Genomic DNA, 18,069 nt, shown 5'->3' on the forward strand with positions numbered 1-18,069 from the left:
TGACGGCATGTTTCACGGTCGGCGCAGGTGCCGGCCGTTCAATGGGGAGTTCACAGTGAAACCGGTCAAAGTAGGCATCTGTGGGTTGGGGACCGTCGGTGGCGGTACCTTCAATGTACTTCAGCGCAACGCCGAGGAGATTGCCCGCCGTGCCGGGCGCGGTATTGAAGTGGCCCAGATTGCCATGCGCTCGCAGAACCCGAACTGCCAGATTACCGGTACCCCCATTACCGCTGATGTGTTCGAAGTCGCGACCAACCCCGAAATCGACATCGTCATCGAGCTGATCGGTGGCTACACCATTGCCCGCGATCTGGTGCTCAAGGCCATCGAGAACGGCAAGCACGTGGTCACCGCCAACAAGGCGCTGATTGCCGTGCACGGCAACGAGATTTTCGCCAAGGCCCGTGAAAAGGGCGTGATCGTGGCCTTCGAGGCGGCGGTTGCCGGCGGCATCCCGGTGATCAAGGCGATCCGCGAAGGCCTGTCGGCCAACCGCATCAACTGGTTGGCCGGGATCATCAACGGCACCGGTAACTTCATCCTCACCGAAATGCGTGAAAAGGGCCGTGCTTTCCCTGACGTGCTGGCCGAAGCCCAGGCGCTGGGCTATGCCGAGGCCGACCCGACCTTCGACGTCGAGGGCATCGATGCTGCGCACAAGCTGACCATCCTGGCCTCCATCGCCTTCGGTATTCCGCTGCAGTTCGACAAGGCCTACACCGAGGGCATCACCCGCCTGACCACTGCTGACGTCAACTACGCCGAAGCCCTGGGCTATCGCATCAAGCACCTGGGTGTGGCCCGCCGCACTGCCGACGGCATCGAGCTGCGCGTGCACCCGACGCTGATCCCGAGCGACCGCCTGATCGCCAACGTCAACGGCGTGATGAACGCGGTGATGGTCAACGGCGACGCTGCTGGCTCGACGCTCTACTACGGCGCCGGTGCCGGCATGGAGCCGACCGCTTCGTCGGTGGTCGCCGACCTGGTCGATGTGGTGCGTGCCATGACCTCCGACCCGGAAAACCGCGTTCCGCACCTGGCCTTCCAGCCGGATTCGCTGTCGGCGCACCCGATCCTGCCGATCGAGGCGTGCGAAAGCGCCTATTACCTGCGGATCCAGGCCAAGGATCACCCAGGCGTGCTGGCCCAGGTCGCCAGCATCCTGTCCGAGCGTGGCATCAACATAGAGTCGATCATGCAGAAGGAAGCCGAAGAGCAGGACGGCCTGGTGCCGATGATTCTGCTGACCCACGGCGTGGTCGAGCAGCGTATCAACGATGCCATCGTCGCCCTTGAAGCCCTGCAGGATGTGGTTGGCAACGTCGTGCGTATCCGCGTCGAACAGCTCAATTAATTCAGCGGCGGGCCGCGACGGCGGCCCGCGCCCAGAACCGAAGGTTTGCACAATGCGCTATATCAGTACTCGCGGCCAGGCTCCGGCCCTGAATTTCGAAGACGTCCTGCTGGCAGGTCTTGCCAGCGACGGCGGCCTGTACGTGCCGGAAAACCTGCCGCGCTTCACCCAGGAAGAAATCGCTTCCTGGGCCGGCTTGCCGTATCACGAACTGGCGTTCCGAGTGATGCGCCCCTTCGTCACCGGCAGCATCGCCGATGCCGACTTCAAGAAGATCCTCGAGGAAACCTACGGTGCCTTCGCCCACGCCGCGGTGGCACCGCTGCGCCAGCTGAACGGCAACGAGTGGGTGATGGAGCTGTTCCACGGCCCGACGCTGGCGTTCAAGGACTTCGCCCTGCAACTGCTCGGCCGTCTGCTCGACCACGTGCTGGTCAAGCGTGGCGAGCGCGTGGTGATCGTCGGTGCCACCAGCGGTGATACCGGTTCCGCCGCCATCGAAGGCTGCCGCCGTTGCGACAACGTCGACATCTTCATCCTGCACCCGCACCAGCGCGTGTCGGAAGTTCAGCGTCGGCAGATGACCACCATCCTCGGTGACAACATCCACAACATCGCCATCGAAGGCAACTTCGACGACTGCCAGGAGATGGTCAAGGCCAGCTTCGCCGACCAGTCCTTCCTCAAGGGCACTCGCCTGGTCGCGGTCAACTCGATCAACTGGGCGCGGATCATGGCCCAGATCGTCTACTACTTCCATGCGGCACTGCAGTTGGGCGGCCCGGCGCGCTCGGTCGCGTTCTCGGTCCCGACCGGCAACTTCGGCGATATCTTCGCCGGTTACCTGGCGCGCAACATGGGCCTGCCGATCAGCCAGCTGGTGGTGGCCACCAACCGCAACGACATCCTGCACCGCTTCATGAGCGGCAACCAGTACGTCAAGGACGCGCTGCACCCAACGCTCTCGCCGTCGATGGACATCATGGTCTCGTCCAACTTCGAGCGCCTGCTGTTCGACCTGCACGGTCGCAACGGCGCGGCGATCGCCGAGTTGATGGCCAACTTCAAGCAGGGTGGTGGCTTCAGCGTGGAGCAGGATCGCTGGACCGAGGCGCGCAAGCTGTTCGACTCCCTGGCAGTGAGCGACGAGCAGACCTGCGAGACCATCGCCGAGGTGTTCAAGGCCACCGGCGAAGTGCTTGATCCGCACACCGCCATCGGCGTCAAAGCCGCTCGTGAGTGCCGTCGCAGCCTGGATACGCCAATGGTGGTGCTGGGCACCGCGCATCCGGTCAAATTCCCCGAGGCAGTGGAGAAGGCCGGTGTCGGCAAGGCCCTCGAGCTGCCTGCGCACCTGAGCGACCTGTTCAGCCGCGAGGAGCGTTGCACGGTCCTGGCCAATGACCTGAAGACGGTCCAGGCCTTCGTCAGCCAGCACGGCAACCGCGGCAAGCCACTGTAAAACGCGGTACTCGAGGGCATTGGCGGGGCAAGTCGGAACATCGGCTTGCCCCGTTTGCGTTTGAGCGGTTCTTTAATTACAGAATCATCCTTCGTCTTTTCAGGCTTTTCCTATTTGAGTCCCTATGCTGCTTTTCTAGAGTGGGCGCCCTGTCCATCAGGGCTCGCAGCCCTCAGGAGCGGCTCATGCACCGGCTCAACATTCTTATCGTCCAGTCTCATCCCGCCCAGCAGATCGCTTTGCACCAGGCCTGCAATGCCCTGGGAGTTTTCAACGTGCGCATCGCCTGCGATCTGGCCAGCGCCAAGGCAAGCATGGCGCAAATGCGAGCCTTGGACATGCTCATCATCGACCATGGCATGCCGGCGCTGAGCGCCCAGGCACTGTTGAAGCACGTGACCCGGCAGGGCCATGCGCGTGCGCTGCTGTTCGTCGGACAGCCCCCTGTGCGCGGCCCTGATCTCGCTTCCGAGGCCCAGCGTCAGGGGCAGTGGGTCGTTGCCCAATTGCCCTGGCCGTTGTCGATGAGGGGGTTGCAGGCGGCATTGCAGCGGCTGCGTCGACCGCCGCGCAGGCACTCCGGGCGGGATATCGAAACTGTCATGTTGCCCACGCATGCTGGCTGATACAGGCGCGAGCGAACTTTCCCAAGTGCCTGACGGTCAGTTCCGATAGGTCCCCGACAAAGCGAGTACGCCGGATGGAAAGAATCTGCTCCCTGCTCAACGATGCCCTGTCCCCTTATCACACCCGACTCGACGATGCGGATGCGCGCGGCAATCGCCAACTCACCGTGCTCGATGCGCAGGGCAACGAGGTATTGCGCCGCGCCGTGAGCGTGCGCCAGCTACAGGAGCAGCGCTTGCTGGTCGATCTGGTCGACGGTCTGCACCGCGACCTGCAGATCGTCGAAGGGCGTCTGCAGCCCTGTGTGATCGCGGCATTGCAACACCGGCATCAACCTCAGGGAACCTTTGCCTGAGTGTCTCGTCAGATTTTATAGGGTGCTCGAACGCTGCTTTGCTCCGGTAGCGTTGGATCGCCGTACAGAGTCCATTCAAGGGCTTTGCGTTGACCCCGGATGTCTTCCCCAGCATCCGGGGTTTCTTTTGCCTGCGTCATGGCTTGATGCTGGTCGGAGCGGGAGCCTCCTCGACCAGGCGTCGGGTCTGTTCCAGGTACTCTGTGCGCAGTTCGGGGTCAAGCCAGTTGGCGTAGAACTCAGGGAGGACTTCCTGGCGCAGGTGTGGCAACAGCTTGTCGATATGGGCGATGGCCTCGCGTCCTAGTGGGGTGTCGGAGCAGCCCACATGCAGAAACTGGTAGCGATTCGCCCCTTTGATCGGGTGGAACTGGTAGCTGTCCAGCGAGCCGCCCTGCTGCTGGACCAGGTAGCGCACCTCTGGCCAGTAGCCAAGCACCAGTTGCAGGCGCCCCAGCTGCTGCATCTGCAAGAGGTTGGCGGTGGCATCGTTGCCGTAGTGGCGGCTCAACGTGGCTTCTGGCAACAGCCGCAGGATATCGTCGACCACTGCCCCGTAGCTGCGCTGGGCCACGATTCCCAGTTTCAGCCCTGGACGCTCCAGCAACTGCTTCAGGTCCACAGGCGAGCCTTCCCCGGGATCGTCCAGCAGCCTCTGGTCAGCCTTGCGGATGACTAGCCCGCCACTGAGGATGGGCAGCGAGGGTTGGGAAAAGTGCACGAAACGGGCGCGTTCCGGCGTCCATAGCAGGGTCGGGTCGCAGGTGAAGCTGTGCTCTTGGAGCATCTGGATGCCACGGGCGCGATTCACCCGAAGGACTGTGTGATCGTATTCTGGCATCTGCTCGATGAGCAGAGGCAGCATGCGGTCGACCACGCCCTGGCCCTTTTCCTGGCCTTCGAGAATGGTGAACGGCGGCAGGTCGCGCACCAGCCAGGTCAGGCGCTCACGGGCCTGGCCCTGCTGCCAGGGCAGCAGCAGGGCGCAGAGCAGCACACACAAGCGCATCATGCTGGTTCGGCGCCCGATCAGACCGCCCCCTGCTCGCGCAGGCGTGCCACCTGGGCATCGCTGTAGCCCAGCCCGGCGAGCAGCGTCGCCGTGTGCTCCCCCAGCGCAGGCCCGACCCACTCCGTGGAGCCTGGTGTCTGCGACAGCTTGGGCACGATACCTGGCATCTTGAAGGGCTTGCCGTCCGGGAGTTTCGCCTGGAGGAACATTTCCCGGGCGAGGAATTGCGGGTCGCTGAACATGTCCTCGGCCGAATAGATGCGGCTGGCAGGCACGCCGGCATCGTTCAGTGACTGCATCACCTGTTCCAGCGGCAGGCTGTTGACCCAGCGGTCGATCACCCCGTACAGCTCGTCGCGACGCAGGTCACGACCATCGTTGCTGGCCAGGGTCGCGTCCTCGGCCAGGTCGTCGCGGCCGATGGCCTGCATGAAGCGTTTGAAGATCGCATCGCCGTTGGCGCCGATCTGCACGTGCCGGCCGTCGGCACTGGTGTGGATGGAGGAGGGGGTGATGCCCGGCATGATGTTGCCGGTGCGCTCGCGAATGAAGCCGAACACGTCGAACTCCGGCACCATGCTTTCCATCATCGCAAAGATTGCCTCGTACAACGCCACATCCACCACCTGCCCTTCACCGCCATTGACCTCGCGATGTCGCAGGGCCATCAGCGCGCCGATCACGCCCCAGAGGGAGGCAATCGAGTCGCCGATGGAAATGCCCGTGCGCACGGGCGGGCGATCCTCGAAACCTGTGATGTAGCGCAGGCCCCCCATGGACTCGCCGACTGCACCGAAGCCCGGCTGGTCCTTCATCGGCCCGGTCTGGCCGAAGCCTGACAGGCGCACCATCACCAGGCGTGGGTTGAGGGCATGCAGCACGTCCCAGCCAAGGCCCAGTTTCTCCAGCACGCCAGGGCGGAAGTTCTCGATCAGGATGTCAGCGCCGGCCAGCAATTGCTTGAGGATCTCGCGCCCTTCGGGGTGCTTGAGGTTGAGGGTAAGCGATTGCTTGTTGCGTGCCTGGACGAACCACCACAGCGAAGTCCCTTCATACAGTTTGCGCCACTTGCGCAGCGGATCGCCGCCATCAGGTGATTCGACCTTGATCACCTCGGCGCCGAATTCGGCGCAGATACGCGAAGCGAAGGGACCGGCGATCAAGGTGCCGAGCTCGATGACCTTCAGACCGGCGAGGGGTTTGGCGGGGGTGGGCATGGTGCGTCCGTGGCGACAGAAAAGAGGCTTGGTTTTATCACAGCTGGTCAATGGCAGATACTGTTGCAAGGCAGAGTCTAGTGCACGCAGATGCGCAACCACCCACCCCAACAAACTCGGATCGGTTAAACTCTGCGACTTTCTCCAAAGAAGCCCCTTTCCCATGGCCCAGCCTTCCACCACCTACAAGTTCGAACTGAATCTGACCGACCTCGACCGCGGCGTGTACGAAAACGTCCGTCAGACGATCGCTCGTCACCCGTCGGAGACTGAGGAGCGCATGGCCGTCCGTCTGCTGGCCTACGCCCTTTGGTACAACGAGAACCTGTCGTTCGGCCGCGGTCTGTCGGATGTCGATGAAGCTGCCCTGTGGGAAAAAAGCCTGGATGATCGCATCCTGCACTGGATCGAAGTCGGCCAGCCCGACGCCGAGCGCCTGACCTGGTGCTCGCGTCGCACCGAGCGCACCAGCCTGCTGGCCTACGGCAGCTTGCGGGTGTGGGAGAACAAGGTGGTCGGCGCGGTCAAGGGCCTGAAAAACCTGAGTATCGCTGCTGTTCCGCAGGAAGTCCTGGAGGTTCTGGCCACCGACATGCCGCGTACCATCAAATGGGATGTGATGATCAGTGAAGGCACGGTATTCGTCACCGACGACCGTGGCCAGCACGAAGTCCAACTGCAGTGGCTGCTCGGCGAGCGCGGCTGACCTGATCCGATCTGACCGCCGAAGACCCCATGCGTATCGAACCCCGCCCCCTGCCATCGGCATTGCCCTTCCTCGGTAACCTGCCGCCCCTGTTGACCCGCCTGTATGCCGCGCGCGGCGTGCAGAGCGAGTCCGAGCTGGACAAGAGCCTGGCGCGCCTGTTGCCGTACCAGCAACTTAAAGGAATCGAGGCGGCCGTCGACCTGTTGGTCGAGGCCCTGGACCTGCGTCAGCGCATCCTGATCGTTGGCGACTTCGACGCCGATGGCGCCACCGCCAGCACCGTGGGTGTGCTGGGGCTGCGACTGCTGGGTGCGGCCCATGTGGATTACCTGGTGCCCAATCGCTTCGAGTACGGCTATGGCCTGACCCCCGAGATCGTGCAGGTGGCATTGCAGCGTCAGCCACAGCTGCTGATCACTGTCGATAACGGTATCTCCAGCGTCGATGGCGTGGCGGCGGCCAAGGCGGCCGGGCTCAAGGTCCTGGTCACCGACCACCACCTGCCTGGCGAGCAGTTGCCCGACGCCGATGCGATCGTCAACCCGAACCAGCCAGGCTGTACCTTCCCCAGCAAGTCGCTGGCTGGCGTGGGGGTGATCTTCTACGTGCTGATGGCCCTGCGTGCCCGCCTGCGCAGCCTTGGCCGCTATGAGACGCAAGCCCAGCCGAACATCGGCGAACTGCTCGACCTGGTGGCGCTGGGCAGTGTCGCCGACGTGGTGCCGCTGGATGCCAACAACCGTATCCTCGTGCACCAGGGCCTCGAGCGCATTCGTGCCGGGCGCGCTCGCCCCGGGCTGAAGGCAATCCTCGAAGTGGCGCGCCGCGATCACCGGCGCATCACCTCGACCGACCTGGGTTTCATCCTCGGACCACGGCTCAATGCCGCCGGTCGGCTGGACGACATGAGCCTGGGCATCGAATGCCTGCTGTGCGAAGACGCCGCCGTGGCGCTGGACATGGCCGGGCAACTGGACGGGCTCAACCAGGATCGCAAGTCCATCGAGCAGGGCATGCAGCGTGAAGCCCTGGCCCAGCTCAAGGACTTGCCGGTCGAGTCCATGCCCTATGGCCTGTGCCTGTTCGACGCCGACTGGCACCAAGGTGTGATCGGCATCCTCGCCTCGCGCCTGAAGGAGCGCTACCACCGGCCGACCATTGCATTTGCCGATGCGGGCGAGGGTATGCTCAAGGGGTCTGCGCGTTCGGTGCCGGGCTTCCATATCCGTGATGCGCTGGATGCCGTGGCCGCGCGCCACCCGCACCTGATCAGCAAGTTCGGCGGCCATGCCATGGCCGCAGGCTTGTCGCTACCGGAGGCCAACTTCCAGGCCTTTGCCGATGCGTTCGACGAAGAGGTGCGGCGCCAGTTGTGCGAGGACGACCTGACCGGGCGCCTGCTGTCCGATGGCACCCTGGCGGTCGAGGAATTCCATCTGGACCTGGCTCGTGCCCTGCGCAATGCCGGCCCTTGGGGGCAGCATTTTCCCGAGCCGCTGTTCCATGGCGTGTTCCAGTTGGTCGAACAGCGCGTGGTAGGGGAGCGGCATTTGAAAGTGGTGCTCAAGAGCGAGTGCGGCTCGGTGAAACTTGATGGGATCGCCTTCGGCATCGACCGCGAAATCTGGCCCAATCCGACAGTGCGTTGGGTGGAGGTGGCCTACAAGCTCGATGTGAACGAGTTTCGCGGCAATGAAAGCGTGCAGTTGATGATCGCGCACATGGAGCCGCGCTGACACGGGGCAGGTGTCAGCGCGCGGCGTCCATCCGGCGGAACTTTCCCCCAAGGTAATCTGGTCTAGTCTCAACAAAGACCGGTACCGGGCCACGGCCGCACACGAGTGTCCGGGTCGGATGACCATTGGAGTCCTTGGGAGGTCCCCTCATGAGCCTGCTGCTTGAGCCGTATACCCTGCGTCAGCTGACCCTGCCCAATCGCATTGCGGTATCACCAATGTGCCAGTACTCGAGCGTCGATGGCCTGGCCAACGACTGGCATCTGGTCCACCTGGGCAGTCGCGCCGTCGGTGGCGCCGGGCTGGTGATCACCGAAGCGGTGGCTGTCACTGCCGATGGAAGAATCACTGCCGAAGATCTCGGGTTGTGGAACGACGACCAGATCGCCCCGCTGCAACGTATCACCCGCTTCATCACCTCCCAGGGCGCCGTCCCGGGCATCCAGCTGGCGCATGCCGGGCGCAAGGCCAGCACCCATCGTCCCTGGCTGGGCAAACACGGTAGCGTCAAGATCGAGGACGGCGGCTGGCAGCCGGTCGGGCCTTCGAAGATCGCCTTCGACCCGGAGCATACGCCGCCGCGCGAGCTGAGCCACGATGAAATCCAGGGCGTCGTCCAGGCCTTCGTCCAGGCCGCCGAGCGTGCGAAGACGGCCGGGTTCAAGGTCGTCGAAATCCATGCGGCCCACGGCTACCTGCTGCATCAGTTCCTCTCACCTCTGAGCAACCAGCGGCGTGACGAGTACGGCAGCTGCTTCGAGAACCGTATTCGTCTGACGCTTCAGGTGACCGAGGCCGTACGTAAGGTGTGGCCGCAGGAGTTGCCGCTGTTCGTGCGGGTCTCGGCAACCGACTGGGTCGAAGATGGCTGGAACCCCGACGAAACGGTCGAGCTGGCGCGTCGTCTGAGGGCGCTGGGGGTCGACCTGATCGACGTGTCCTCGGGCGGTACCTCGGTCAATGCCGAAATCCCCACCGGCCCGGGTTACCAGACTCGCTTCGCCGAGCGCGTACGCAAAGAGTCGGAAATTGCCACCGGCACCGTGGGCATGATCACCGAACCCGCCCAGGCCGAGCACATCCTGCGTACCGGTCAGGCCGACGTGATCTTCCTCGCCCGCGAACTGCTGCGCGACCCCTACTGGCCGCTGCATGCCGATGATGACCTGGGTGGCAACAAGGCAACCTGGCCTGCGCAGTACCAGCGTGCGACCAGCCGGGCCAACCCGATTCATGAGTCGGACTTGCGGGATTGACAGATCCGCACGGTGGAAACGCTCGACTAGACTAATGCAACATCCCGAAGCAAATGCATTAAGCGAGAATTCAGGCTGCGGGCCTAATCTGGAGCTTCCCTATCCGTCCAGGAGTCATCCAGATGAACACCCGTGGTCTGCTCGATCAATTGCTCAAGTCCGGCCAGTCGCTGCTGCAGAACCAGCAGGGCAAGGGCGGGGCGGGCAAGGTGCCCGGTATTGGCGACCTGCTCGGGGGTGGCCAGGGCAAGGGGGCAGGCCTTGGCGGCCTGCTTTCCGGTGCCGGAGGCGGGGCGCTGGCGGCCGGGGCCATGGGCCTGCTGCTGGGCAGCAAGAAGGCGCGCAAGTACGGTGGCAAGGCACTTACCTATGGTGGCCTCGCTGCGCTTGGCGTGCTTGCCTACAAAGCCTATGGCAACTGGCAGGCACGCCAGGGCCAGGCTGCGGCGCAGGAGCCACAGACCCTCGATCGCCTGCCGCCGGCCCAGGCCGAGCAACACAGCCAGGCGGTGCTCAAGGCGCTGGTGGCGGCGGCCAAGTCCGATGGCCATATCGACGAGCGCGAGCGTGAACTGATCGAAGGCGAATTCGTGCGCCTGGACAACGATCGCGAGCTACAGGCCTGGCTGCATGCCGAGCTGAACAAGCCGCTCGACCCCGCCGAAGTGGCCCGTGCCGCGCAGACGCCTGAAATGGCCGCGGAGATGTACCTGGCCAGTGTGATGATGGTCGATCAGGAACACTTCATGGAGCGCGCCTACCTTGACGAACTGGCCCGCCAGTTGCGCCTGGACCCGAACTTGCGCGAGGAACTGGAGCGCCAGGTGCGGGACGCTGCAGCGCAGTGAAGTGGCGATTGGCCATTTAATCGGCAGGGATGCCTGAATACTCCGCAATTCAACCGATAAAGCGCCTGGCGGCTAGGCTATACTTCGACGATTTTCCCGCTCGTGAAGAATTCCTGAGGGCTGATTGTGAAGAACTGGACCTTGCGCCAACGGATCCTGGCAAGTTTCGCCGTGATCATCGCCATCATGCTGTTGATGATCGTCGCGGCGTATTCACGCCTGGTGACCATCGAAGCCAGTGAGCAGGCAGTGGCTACGGACAGCATTCCGGGGATCTACTACAGCTCGATGATCCGCAGCGCCTGGGTCGACAGCTACGTCGCCAGCCAGCAGTTGGTCGGGTTGTCCGACCATCGCGAACTGACCTCTGCCGATATCGAACTGTTCAAGGGTTTCCACGACCGGCTCAGGGCGCAGATGACCAACTACCAGGGCACGATTCAGGATGCGCAGGACCAGGCATCCTTCGACACCTTCGTGCGCCTCGAGGAAGACTACGTCAAGGTGGTCGACCAGGTGCTGGCAGCCTACCGCGAGAAGAACTACCCCGAAGCCGAGCGCCTGATCGCCGAAGTGCTTACACCGGCCTGGACCGCCGGGCGCAAGCACCTGAACACGGTGATCGACCGCAATACCGAATCCGCCAATGCCGCCATTCGCGAGATCGTCAGCGCCGTGGCCACCGCCAAGGGCAGCATGATCGTTTCGCTGATCATGGCGATCGTCGCCGCCGGCATCTGCGGCCTGCTGCTGATGCGCGCCATCAGCGCACCCATGCAGCGCATCGTGCACGCCCTCGACAAGCTGCGCTCGGGTGACCTCAGTGCGCGCCTGAACCTGGACCGCAAGGATGAGTTCGGCGCCATCGAGAACGGCTTCAATGAAATGGGCGAGGCACTTGCCAACCTGGTGGCCCAGGCCCAGCGCTCATCGGTGCAGGTGACCACCTCCGTCACCGAGATCGCCGCCACCTCCAAGCAGCAGCAGGCCACCGCCACCGAAACCGCGGCAACCACCACGGAAATCGGCGCCACCTCGCGCGAGATCGCCGCGACCTCGCGCGACCTGGTGCGCACCATGACCGAGGTGACCAGTGCCGCCGACCAGGCTTCGAGCCTTGCCGGCTCCGGCCAGCAAGGCCTGGCGCGCATGGAGGAAACCATGCACCAGGTGATGGGCGCCGCCGACCTGGTCAACGCCAAGCTGGGCATCCTCAACGAGAAGGCCAGCAACATCAACCAGGTGGTGGTGACCATCGTCAAGGTCGCCGACCAGACCAACCTGCTGTCGCTCAACGCCGCCATCGAGGCGGAAAAAGCCGGCGAGTACGGTCGTGGTTTTGCCGTGGTGGCCACCGAAGTGCGTCGCCTGGCCGACCAGACCGCAGTGGCCACCTACGACATCGAGCAGATGGTGCGCGAGATCCAGTCCGCAGTGTCGGCTGGGGTCATGGGCATGGACAAGTTCTCCGAGGAGGTGCGCCGTGGCATGTTCGAGGTGCAGCAGGTCGGCGAGCAGCTCAGCCAGATCATTCATCAGGTGCAAGCGCTGGCGCCACGGGTGCTGATGGTCAATGAGGGCATGCAGGCACAGGCCACCGGCGCCGAGCAGATCAACCAGGCGCTGGCTCAGCTCAGTGATGCCAGCACGCAGACGGTCGAGTCGTTGCGCCAGGCCAGTTTCGCCATCGACGAACTGAGCCAGGTGGCTGCCGGGCTGCGTGGCGGTGTGTCGCGCTTCAAAGTCTGACGGTGATGAGCGATCTGCAACCGCGTGATCAGCGTCAGGCCGAAGCCAAGGGCGTGTTGTACCTGCTGTTCCATATCGGCGGACAGCGCTTTGCCCTGGATGTGCGCGAGGTGATAGAGGTGCTGCCGTTGCGTCCGCTCAAGCCCATCGCCCAGGCACCCGCCTGGGTCGCCGGGATTCTGGGGCATCGTGGCGCGCTGGTGCCGGTCATCGACCTGTCGTCCCTGAGCTTCGGTGAGCCTGCGCCGCAGCGCACCAGTACGCGCCTGGTACTGGTGCGTTATGGCGCTGACCTGCAACTGGGGCTGGTGCTCGAGCAGGCGACCAACACCTTGCGTTGCCAACCCGACGAGTTCCAGCCCTACGGGGTGGACAACGGCGAGGCGCGTTACCTGGGGCCTGTGCGACAGGATGCACAGGGGCTGTTGCAGCGCATCCAGGTCGACGACCTGTTGAGCGATGCCGTGCGCCTGCTCTTGTTCCCTGATCAATCCACGCAGGTGGCAGGATGATCGAACAACGCTTCTTCCGCTTTCTGCAGGAGCGCATCGGCCTGGATGTGGAGTCGGTGGGCGCGCCGATGGTCGAGCGGGCCTTGCGCCAGCGATGTGTGGCACTCGCCGCGCGTGACCTCGACGATTACTGGCTGCGCTTGCAGCAATCGTCCGGTGAGCAACAGGCGTTGATCGAGGCGGTGATCGTTCCCGAGACCTGGTTCTTCCGTTACCCCGAGTCGTTCACGGCATTGGTCGGGCTGGCTCGGAAACGCCTGGTCGAGCTGGCCGGATCACGGCCGCTGCGTATCCTCAGCTTGCCGTGCTCGACCGGCGAGGAGCCCTATTCGATTTCCATGGCGCTGCTCGATGCGGGTCTGCCGCCATCGGCCGTGCGCATCGATGGGATGGACATCAGCCCCAGTTCCCTCGCCCGTGCCGAGCAGGCCGTGTATGGCCGCAACTCGTTCCGCGGCAGTGAACTGGCGTTCCGTGAGCGGCATTTCGACTGCGCCGATGACAGTTACCGCTTGCATGAGCGCGTGCGTCAGCAGGTCAGCCTGCAGCCTGGCAATGTGCTCGATCCTGCCCTGCGCAGCCGCAAGGGGGTCTACGATTTTGTCTTTTGCCGCAACCTGCTGATCTATTTCGACGTACCCACCCAGCAGCGGGTCTTCGAGGTGCTCAAGCAACTGCTCCACGACGATGGCGTGCTGTTCATCGGCCCGGCCGAGGGCAGCTTGCTGGCGCGTCTGGGCATGCGGCCGATCGGCATCGCGCAGTCGTTCGCCTATGTGCGTCAGGACCAGGTCGGCGTGCAGCCGCCGGTCAGCCCGGTGCCGCCGGCACGACCCAGCGTCCCGCCGGTAGCTGCGCCGCGTCCTGTCGCCATGCCCGTGCTGGCGCCATCCCTGGCCCGTGCTGCTCGCCCGCCCGCCAGGCCGGTTGCGTTGCCGACCGTGAACGAGAACGAAACCGAACTGCTGGCAGCCATCGCCCGTCAGGCCAATGCCGGGGCCAGCGAGCAGGCCCGCGCCAGTTGCGAGCGCTACTTGCGTCTGTTCGAGCCCAAGGCGCAGGTCTACTACTGGCTGGGGCTGCTCAGCGATACCCAGGGCGATGCCGGCGAAGCACTCAAGCATTACCGCAAGGCCCTGTACCTGGAGCCCCAGCACACCGAGGCACTGCTGCACCTGGCCACGCTGCTGGCATCCCAGGGGGATGTCACAGGGGCACGGCGTCTGCAGGAAAGGGCGGCGCGGGCGGGCAGGGAGTCTGAACGATGAGCGGTGCCTACTCGATGGACCTGATCGCCCAGGACCATGACGATATCGACGATTGCTGGAATCGCATCGGTGTCCATGGCGACAAGCAATGCCCCCTGCTGGACCGGCATATCCACTGCCGCAATTGCGAAGTGTATGCCGCTGCGGCTACCCGCCTGCTCGACCGCTACACCTTGCTGCAGGACGAGCATGTCGAGATGGAGCAGGTGGAGCAGGGCACTGCCGGTCGCTCCATGCTGCTGTTCAGGCTGGGCGAGGAATGGCTGGCCCTGGCCACTGCCTGCCTGGCGGAGATCGCGCCGCTGCAAGCCGTTCACTCGCTGCCGCACCAGCGCTCGCGGATGCTGCAGGGGGTCGCCAACGTGCGGGGTGCGCTGGTGCCGTGCCTGTCGTTCGCTGACCTGCTGGGCATGGAGCTGGCGCCAGCACAGGAGCGCAGTGGGCGGGTGATGCCGCGGATGTTGATCCTGGCTGCCGAAGGTGGGCCGGTGGTATTGCCGGTCGACGAGATCGACGGCATCCATCGCCTGGACCTTTCGCGCTTGCACGAGGAGCACGACACGGCCCATTTCACACTGGCGGTGATGCAGTGGCGTGGCCGCAGTGTGCGCGTACTCGATGACCAACACCTCCTGTCTGCCGTGAAGCGGAGCCTGTCATGACCCCGGAGCAAATGCGCGACGCATCGTTGCTCGAGCTGTTCAGTCTCGAGGCCGAGGCCCAGACCCAAGTGCTCAGTGCCGGGCTGCTGGCCCTCGAGCGCAATCCGGCCCAGGGCGATCAGCTGGAAGCCTGCATGCGTGCGGCGCACTCCCTCAAGGGCGCGGCGCGTATCGTCGGCATCGATGCCGGTGTCAGCGTCGCCCATGTCATGGAGGATTGCCTGGTCGCGGCCCAGGAGCGGCGCCTGTTGCTGCGCCCCGAACACATCGATGCCTTGTTGCAGGGCACTGACCTGCTGATGCGCATCGCAACGCCCGGGGACACCCAGGGCGAGGCGGCGGTGCCGGCGTTCCTGGTACAGATGGCCATGTTGCTCGACCCTTCGGCGCCTGCGCTGGACGCTGCCGGCGCATCGGCTGAACCTTTGCCTCTCGCGATGCCGCCCGAAGTGCCCGCGATGCCTGTGGAGCCTGAGCCGGAAGTGGAGCCTGCTCCCGCACCCAGGAGCGGCAAGCGCACAGGCGAAGGCGGTGAGCGCGTGCTGCGGGTCACCGCCGATCGCCTGAACAGTCTGCTCGACCTGTCGAGCAAGTCGTTGGTGGAAACCCAGCGGCTCAAGCCCTATCTCGCCAGCCTGCAGCGCCTCAAGCGCATGCATGGCCAGGGTATGCGCGCCCTCGACGGGCTCAAGACCCAGCTCGAAGGCAGCGGCCAGAGCGCCGAAGTGCTCGACGCCCTGGCCCAGACCCAGCGCCTGCTCGCCGAAACCCAACAGATCCTCCAGCAGCAGGCTGCCGACCTCGACGAATTCGGCTGGCAGGCGAGCCAGCGCGCGCAGTTGCTGTACGACACTGCGTTGGCCTGCCGGATGCGCCCCTTCGCCGATGTGCTGACCGGGCAGAGCCGCATGGTGCGCGACCTCGGGCGCTCCCTGGGCAAGCAGGTGCGGCTGCTGATCGAGGGTGAGAAGACTCAGGTCGACCGTGATGTGCTGGAAAAACTCGAGGCGCCGCTCACGCACTTGCTGCGCAATGCTGTCGATCATGGCATCGAGCAGCCCGAGCGACGCCTGCTGGCGGGCAAGCCCGGTGACGGCACGCTGCGCCTGCGCGCGTCGCATCAGGCCGGGTTGCTGATTCTCGAACTGAGCGACGACGGTGCGGGTATCGACCTTGAGCGCCTGCGCCGCAGCATCGTCGAGCGGGCACTGTCGCCCGCCGAGACCGTGGCGCAGATGAGCGAGGCCGAGTTGCTCACCTTCCTGTTCCTGCCCGGTTTCAGCCTGCGTGACCAGGTCACCGAGGTGTCTGGCCGTGGGGTCGGCCTGGACGCGGTGCAGCACATGGTGCGCGAACTGCGCGGGTCGATCGAGCTCACTCAGGTGGCAGGGCAGGGCTGCTGCTTCCACCTGGAGGTGCCGCTGACCCTGTCGGTGGTGCGCAGCCTGGTGGTCGAGGTCGGTGGCGAAGCCTATGCCTTCCCGCTGGCGCATATCGAACGCACCCTCGACGTACCGGCCGAGGCCATCGTGCAGATCGAAGGCCGCCAGCACTTCTGGCACGAGGACCGCCACATCGGCCTGGTCGCCGCGAGCCAGTTGCTCAACCGTCCGGCCGCGCAGGACGAGGCGGACAGCCTGCGCGTGGTGGTCATTCGTGAGCGCGAGCAACTGTACGGCGTGGCCGTGGAGCGCCTGATCGGCGAGCGGGTGCTGGTGGTGATGCCGCTCGACCCGCGTCTGGGCAAGGTCCAGGACATTTCCTCCGGCGCCTTGCTCGACGATGGTTCGGTGGTGCTGATCATCGATGTCGAAGACCTCTTGCGCTCGGTGGACAAGCTGTTGAGCACCGGGCGCCTGGAGCGTATCGATCGCGGTGCACGGGCGGGCCGGGGTGTGGTGCGCAAGCGCATCCTGGTGGTCGACGATTCGCTGACGGTACGCGAGCTCCAGCGCAAGCTGCTGGGTACGCGCGGATACGACGTAGCGGTGGCGGTCGATGGCATGGATGGCTGGAACGCCCTGCGCAGCGAAGACTTCGACCTGCTGATCACCGACATCGACATGCCGCGCATGGACGGTATCGAACTGGTCACCCTGGTGCGTCGCGACAGTCGCCTGCAATCGCTGCCGGTGATGGTGGTGTCGTACAAGGACCGGGAAGAGGACCGCCGACGTGGACTGGATGCTGGCGCCGACTATTATTTGGCCAAGGCCAGCTTCCATGACGATGCGTTGCTGGATGCGGTGGTGGAGTTGATCGGAGGAGCCCAGGGATGAGGATCGCCATCGTCAATGACATGCCCATGGCTGTCGAGGCCCTGCGCCGTGCGCTGGCCTTCGAGCCCGCGCACGAAGTGATCTGGGTGGCCAACAATGGCGTCGAAGCCGTGCACAAGTGTGCCGAGCAGACGCCGGACCTGATCCTCATGGACCTGATCATGCCGGTGATGGATGGCGTAGAGGCGACTCGCCGGATCATGGCCGAAACCCCTTGCGCCATCGTCATCGTCACGGTGGATCGCAAGCAGAATGTGCACCGGGTGTTCGAGGCCATGGGCCACGGCGCCCTCGATGTGGTCGATACGCCGGCACTGGGTGCGGGCGATGCCCGGGAGGCGGCGGCGCCTTTGCTGCGCAAGATCCTCAACATCGCTTGGTTGATCGGCCAGCAGCGCTCCAGCGCAGTCCGCTCCGTGGCGGCGCCGGTCCGCAATCTAGCGCGTCGTTGTGGCCTGGTGGCCATTGGCTCGTCCGCAGGCGGGCCAGCCGCGCTTGAGGTACTGCTCAAGGGGCTTCCGCAGGATTTTCCGGCGGCCATCGTGCTGGTCCAGCATGTCGATCAGGTGTTCGCCGCCGGCATGGCCGAATGGCTGAGTGGTGTGTCCGGGCTACCGGTACGCCTGGCCCGTGAGGGTGAACCACCGCAGCCGGGGCAGGTGTTGCTGGCAGGCACCAACCACCACATCCGGCTGTTGCAGAATGGCCAACTGGCGTATACCGCCGAGCCGGTCAACGAAATCTACCGCCCCTCGATCGACGTGTTCTTCGAGAGCGTGGCGCGCTTCTGGCGCAGCGATGCGGTGGGCGTGCTGCTCACCGGTATGGGCCGCGATGGCGCGCAGGGCCTGAAGTTGATGCGCGAGCAGGGTTTCCTGACCATCGCCCAGGACCAGCAAAGCAGTGCGGTGTATGGCATGCCCAAGGCCGCCGCAGCGATCCAGGCGGCGGTCGAGATACGACCGCTGGAGCGAATTGCCGGCCGACTTATGGAAATCTTTCCGAAATGACGATATG

16 protein-coding genes are annotated in these 18,069 nt (G+C 64.6%); 14 read left to right on the forward strand and 2 right to left on the reverse strand.

The window, feature by feature from the left end:
• Positions 1–55: 55 nt before the first annotated feature.
• The 4 genes from HU748_RS13230 to HU748_RS13245 all read left to right on the forward strand — a co-directional run bounded on the left by HU748_RS13230 (position 56) and on the right by HU748_RS13245 (position 3,804).
• Positions 56–1,360, forward strand: a complete 1,305-nt coding sequence (locus tag HU748_RS13230; RefSeq protein WP_054895086.1) for a homoserine dehydrogenase — start codon at positions 56–58, stop codon at positions 1,358–1,360.
• Positions 1,361–1,412: 52 nt separating this feature from the next.
• Positions 1,413–2,822 carry a threonine synthase gene (gene thrC, locus HU748_RS13235; RefSeq protein WP_186668703.1) on the forward strand — a complete coding sequence of 470 codons (1,410 nt, stop codon included), beginning with the start codon at positions 1,413–1,415 and terminating at the stop codon, positions 2,820–2,822.
• Positions 2,823–3,007: 185 nt separating this feature from the next.
• Positions 3,008–3,448: a histidine kinase gene (locus HU748_RS13240; RefSeq protein WP_186668701.1), complete on the forward strand. Its 441-nt coding sequence runs from the start codon at positions 3,008–3,010 to the stop codon at positions 3,446–3,448.
• Between the two features lie 74 nt (positions 3,449–3,522).
• A complete protein-coding gene (locus HU748_RS13245) occupies positions 3,523–3,804 on the forward strand; it encodes a DUF3509 domain-containing protein (protein WP_186711312.1) in 282 nt (93 codons plus the stop codon).
• 136 nt (positions 3,805–3,940) lie between these two features.
• Here HU748_RS13245 and HU748_RS13250 read toward each other — a convergent pair whose 3' ends face one another.
• Both HU748_RS13250 and HU748_RS13255 read right to left on the reverse strand, forming a co-directional pair.
• Positions 3,941–4,813, reverse strand: a complete 873-nt coding sequence (locus HU748_RS13250; protein ID WP_186668802.1) for a TIGR02285 family protein — start codon at positions 4,811–4,813, stop codon at positions 3,941–3,943.
• A 20-nt stretch (positions 4,814–4,833) separates the two neighbouring features.
• Positions 4,834–6,033 carry a CaiB/BaiF CoA-transferase family protein gene (locus HU748_RS13255; RefSeq protein ID WP_186720673.1) on the reverse strand — a complete coding sequence of 400 codons (1,200 nt, stop codon included), beginning with the start codon at positions 6,031–6,033 and terminating at the stop codon, positions 4,834–4,836.
• Between the two features lie 163 nt (positions 6,034–6,196).
• On the opposite strand from HU748_RS13255, the gene HU748_RS13260 reads away from it, so the two are divergent.
• The 10 genes from HU748_RS13260 (at position 6,197) to HU748_RS13305 (ending at position 18,062) form a co-directional block, all read left to right on the forward strand.
• Complete coding sequence (locus HU748_RS13260) at positions 6,197–6,739, forward strand: YaeQ family protein (RefSeq protein ID WP_186668695.1); 543 nt, start codon at positions 6,197–6,199, stop codon at positions 6,737–6,739.
• A gap of 29 nt (positions 6,740–6,768) precedes the next feature.
• On the forward strand, positions 6,769–8,478 hold the full coding sequence (recJ, locus tag HU748_RS13265) for a single-stranded-DNA-specific exonuclease RecJ (RefSeq protein WP_186668694.1): 1,710 nt from the start codon (positions 6,769–6,771) through the stop codon (positions 8,476–8,478).
• Positions 8,479–8,627: 149 nt separating this feature from the next.
• A complete protein-coding gene (locus tag HU748_RS13270) occupies positions 8,628–9,734 on the forward strand; it encodes an NADH:flavin oxidoreductase/NADH oxidase (protein ID WP_186668692.1) in 1,107 nt (368 codons plus the stop codon).
• 122 nt (positions 9,735–9,856) lie between these two features.
• On the forward strand, positions 9,857–10,582 hold the full coding sequence (locus tag HU748_RS13275) for a tellurite resistance TerB family protein (RefSeq protein WP_186668690.1): 726 nt from the start codon (positions 9,857–9,859) through the stop codon (positions 10,580–10,582).
• Positions 10,583–10,708: 126 nt separating this feature from the next.
• Positions 10,709–12,331: a methyl-accepting chemotaxis protein gene (locus HU748_RS13280; protein WP_186720674.1), complete on the forward strand. Its 1,623-nt coding sequence runs from the start codon at positions 10,709–10,711 to the stop codon at positions 12,329–12,331.
• A gap of 5 nt (positions 12,332–12,336) precedes the next feature.
• The gene (locus HU748_RS13285) at positions 12,337–12,843 is read left to right on the forward strand and encodes a chemotaxis protein CheW (protein ID WP_186720675.1); all 507 of its coding nucleotides are present in this window, start codon (positions 12,337–12,339) and stop codon (positions 12,841–12,843) included.
• A complete protein-coding gene (locus HU748_RS13290) occupies positions 12,840–14,111 on the forward strand; it encodes a CheR family methyltransferase (RefSeq protein WP_186720676.1) in 1,272 nt (423 codons plus the stop codon). The genes HU748_RS13285 and HU748_RS13290 overlap by 4 nt, the downstream gene beginning before the upstream one ends.
• Positions 14,108–14,773, forward strand: a complete 666-nt coding sequence (locus HU748_RS13295; RefSeq protein WP_186720678.1) for a chemotaxis protein CheW — start codon at positions 14,108–14,110, stop codon at positions 14,771–14,773. The genes HU748_RS13290 and HU748_RS13295 overlap by 4 nt, the downstream gene beginning before the upstream one ends.
• Positions 14,770–17,052 carry a hybrid sensor histidine kinase/response regulator gene (locus tag HU748_RS13300; protein ID WP_186668680.1) on the forward strand — a complete coding sequence of 761 codons (2,283 nt, stop codon included), beginning with the start codon at positions 14,770–14,772 and terminating at the stop codon, positions 17,050–17,052. The genes HU748_RS13295 and HU748_RS13300 overlap by 4 nt, the downstream gene beginning before the upstream one ends.
• Positions 17,049–18,062, forward strand: a complete 1,014-nt coding sequence (locus HU748_RS13305; RefSeq protein ID WP_186668678.1) for a chemotaxis response regulator protein-glutamate methylesterase — start codon at positions 17,049–17,051, stop codon at positions 18,060–18,062. The genes HU748_RS13300 and HU748_RS13305 overlap by 4 nt, the downstream gene beginning before the upstream one ends.
• Positions 18,063–18,069 lie beyond the last annotated feature (7 nt).

Source organism: Pseudomonas sp. RW3S2 (assembly GCF_014268955.1).
Classification (GTDB): domain Bacteria; phylum Pseudomonadota; class Gammaproteobacteria; order Pseudomonadales; family Pseudomonadaceae; genus Aquipseudomonas; species Aquipseudomonas wayambapalatensis.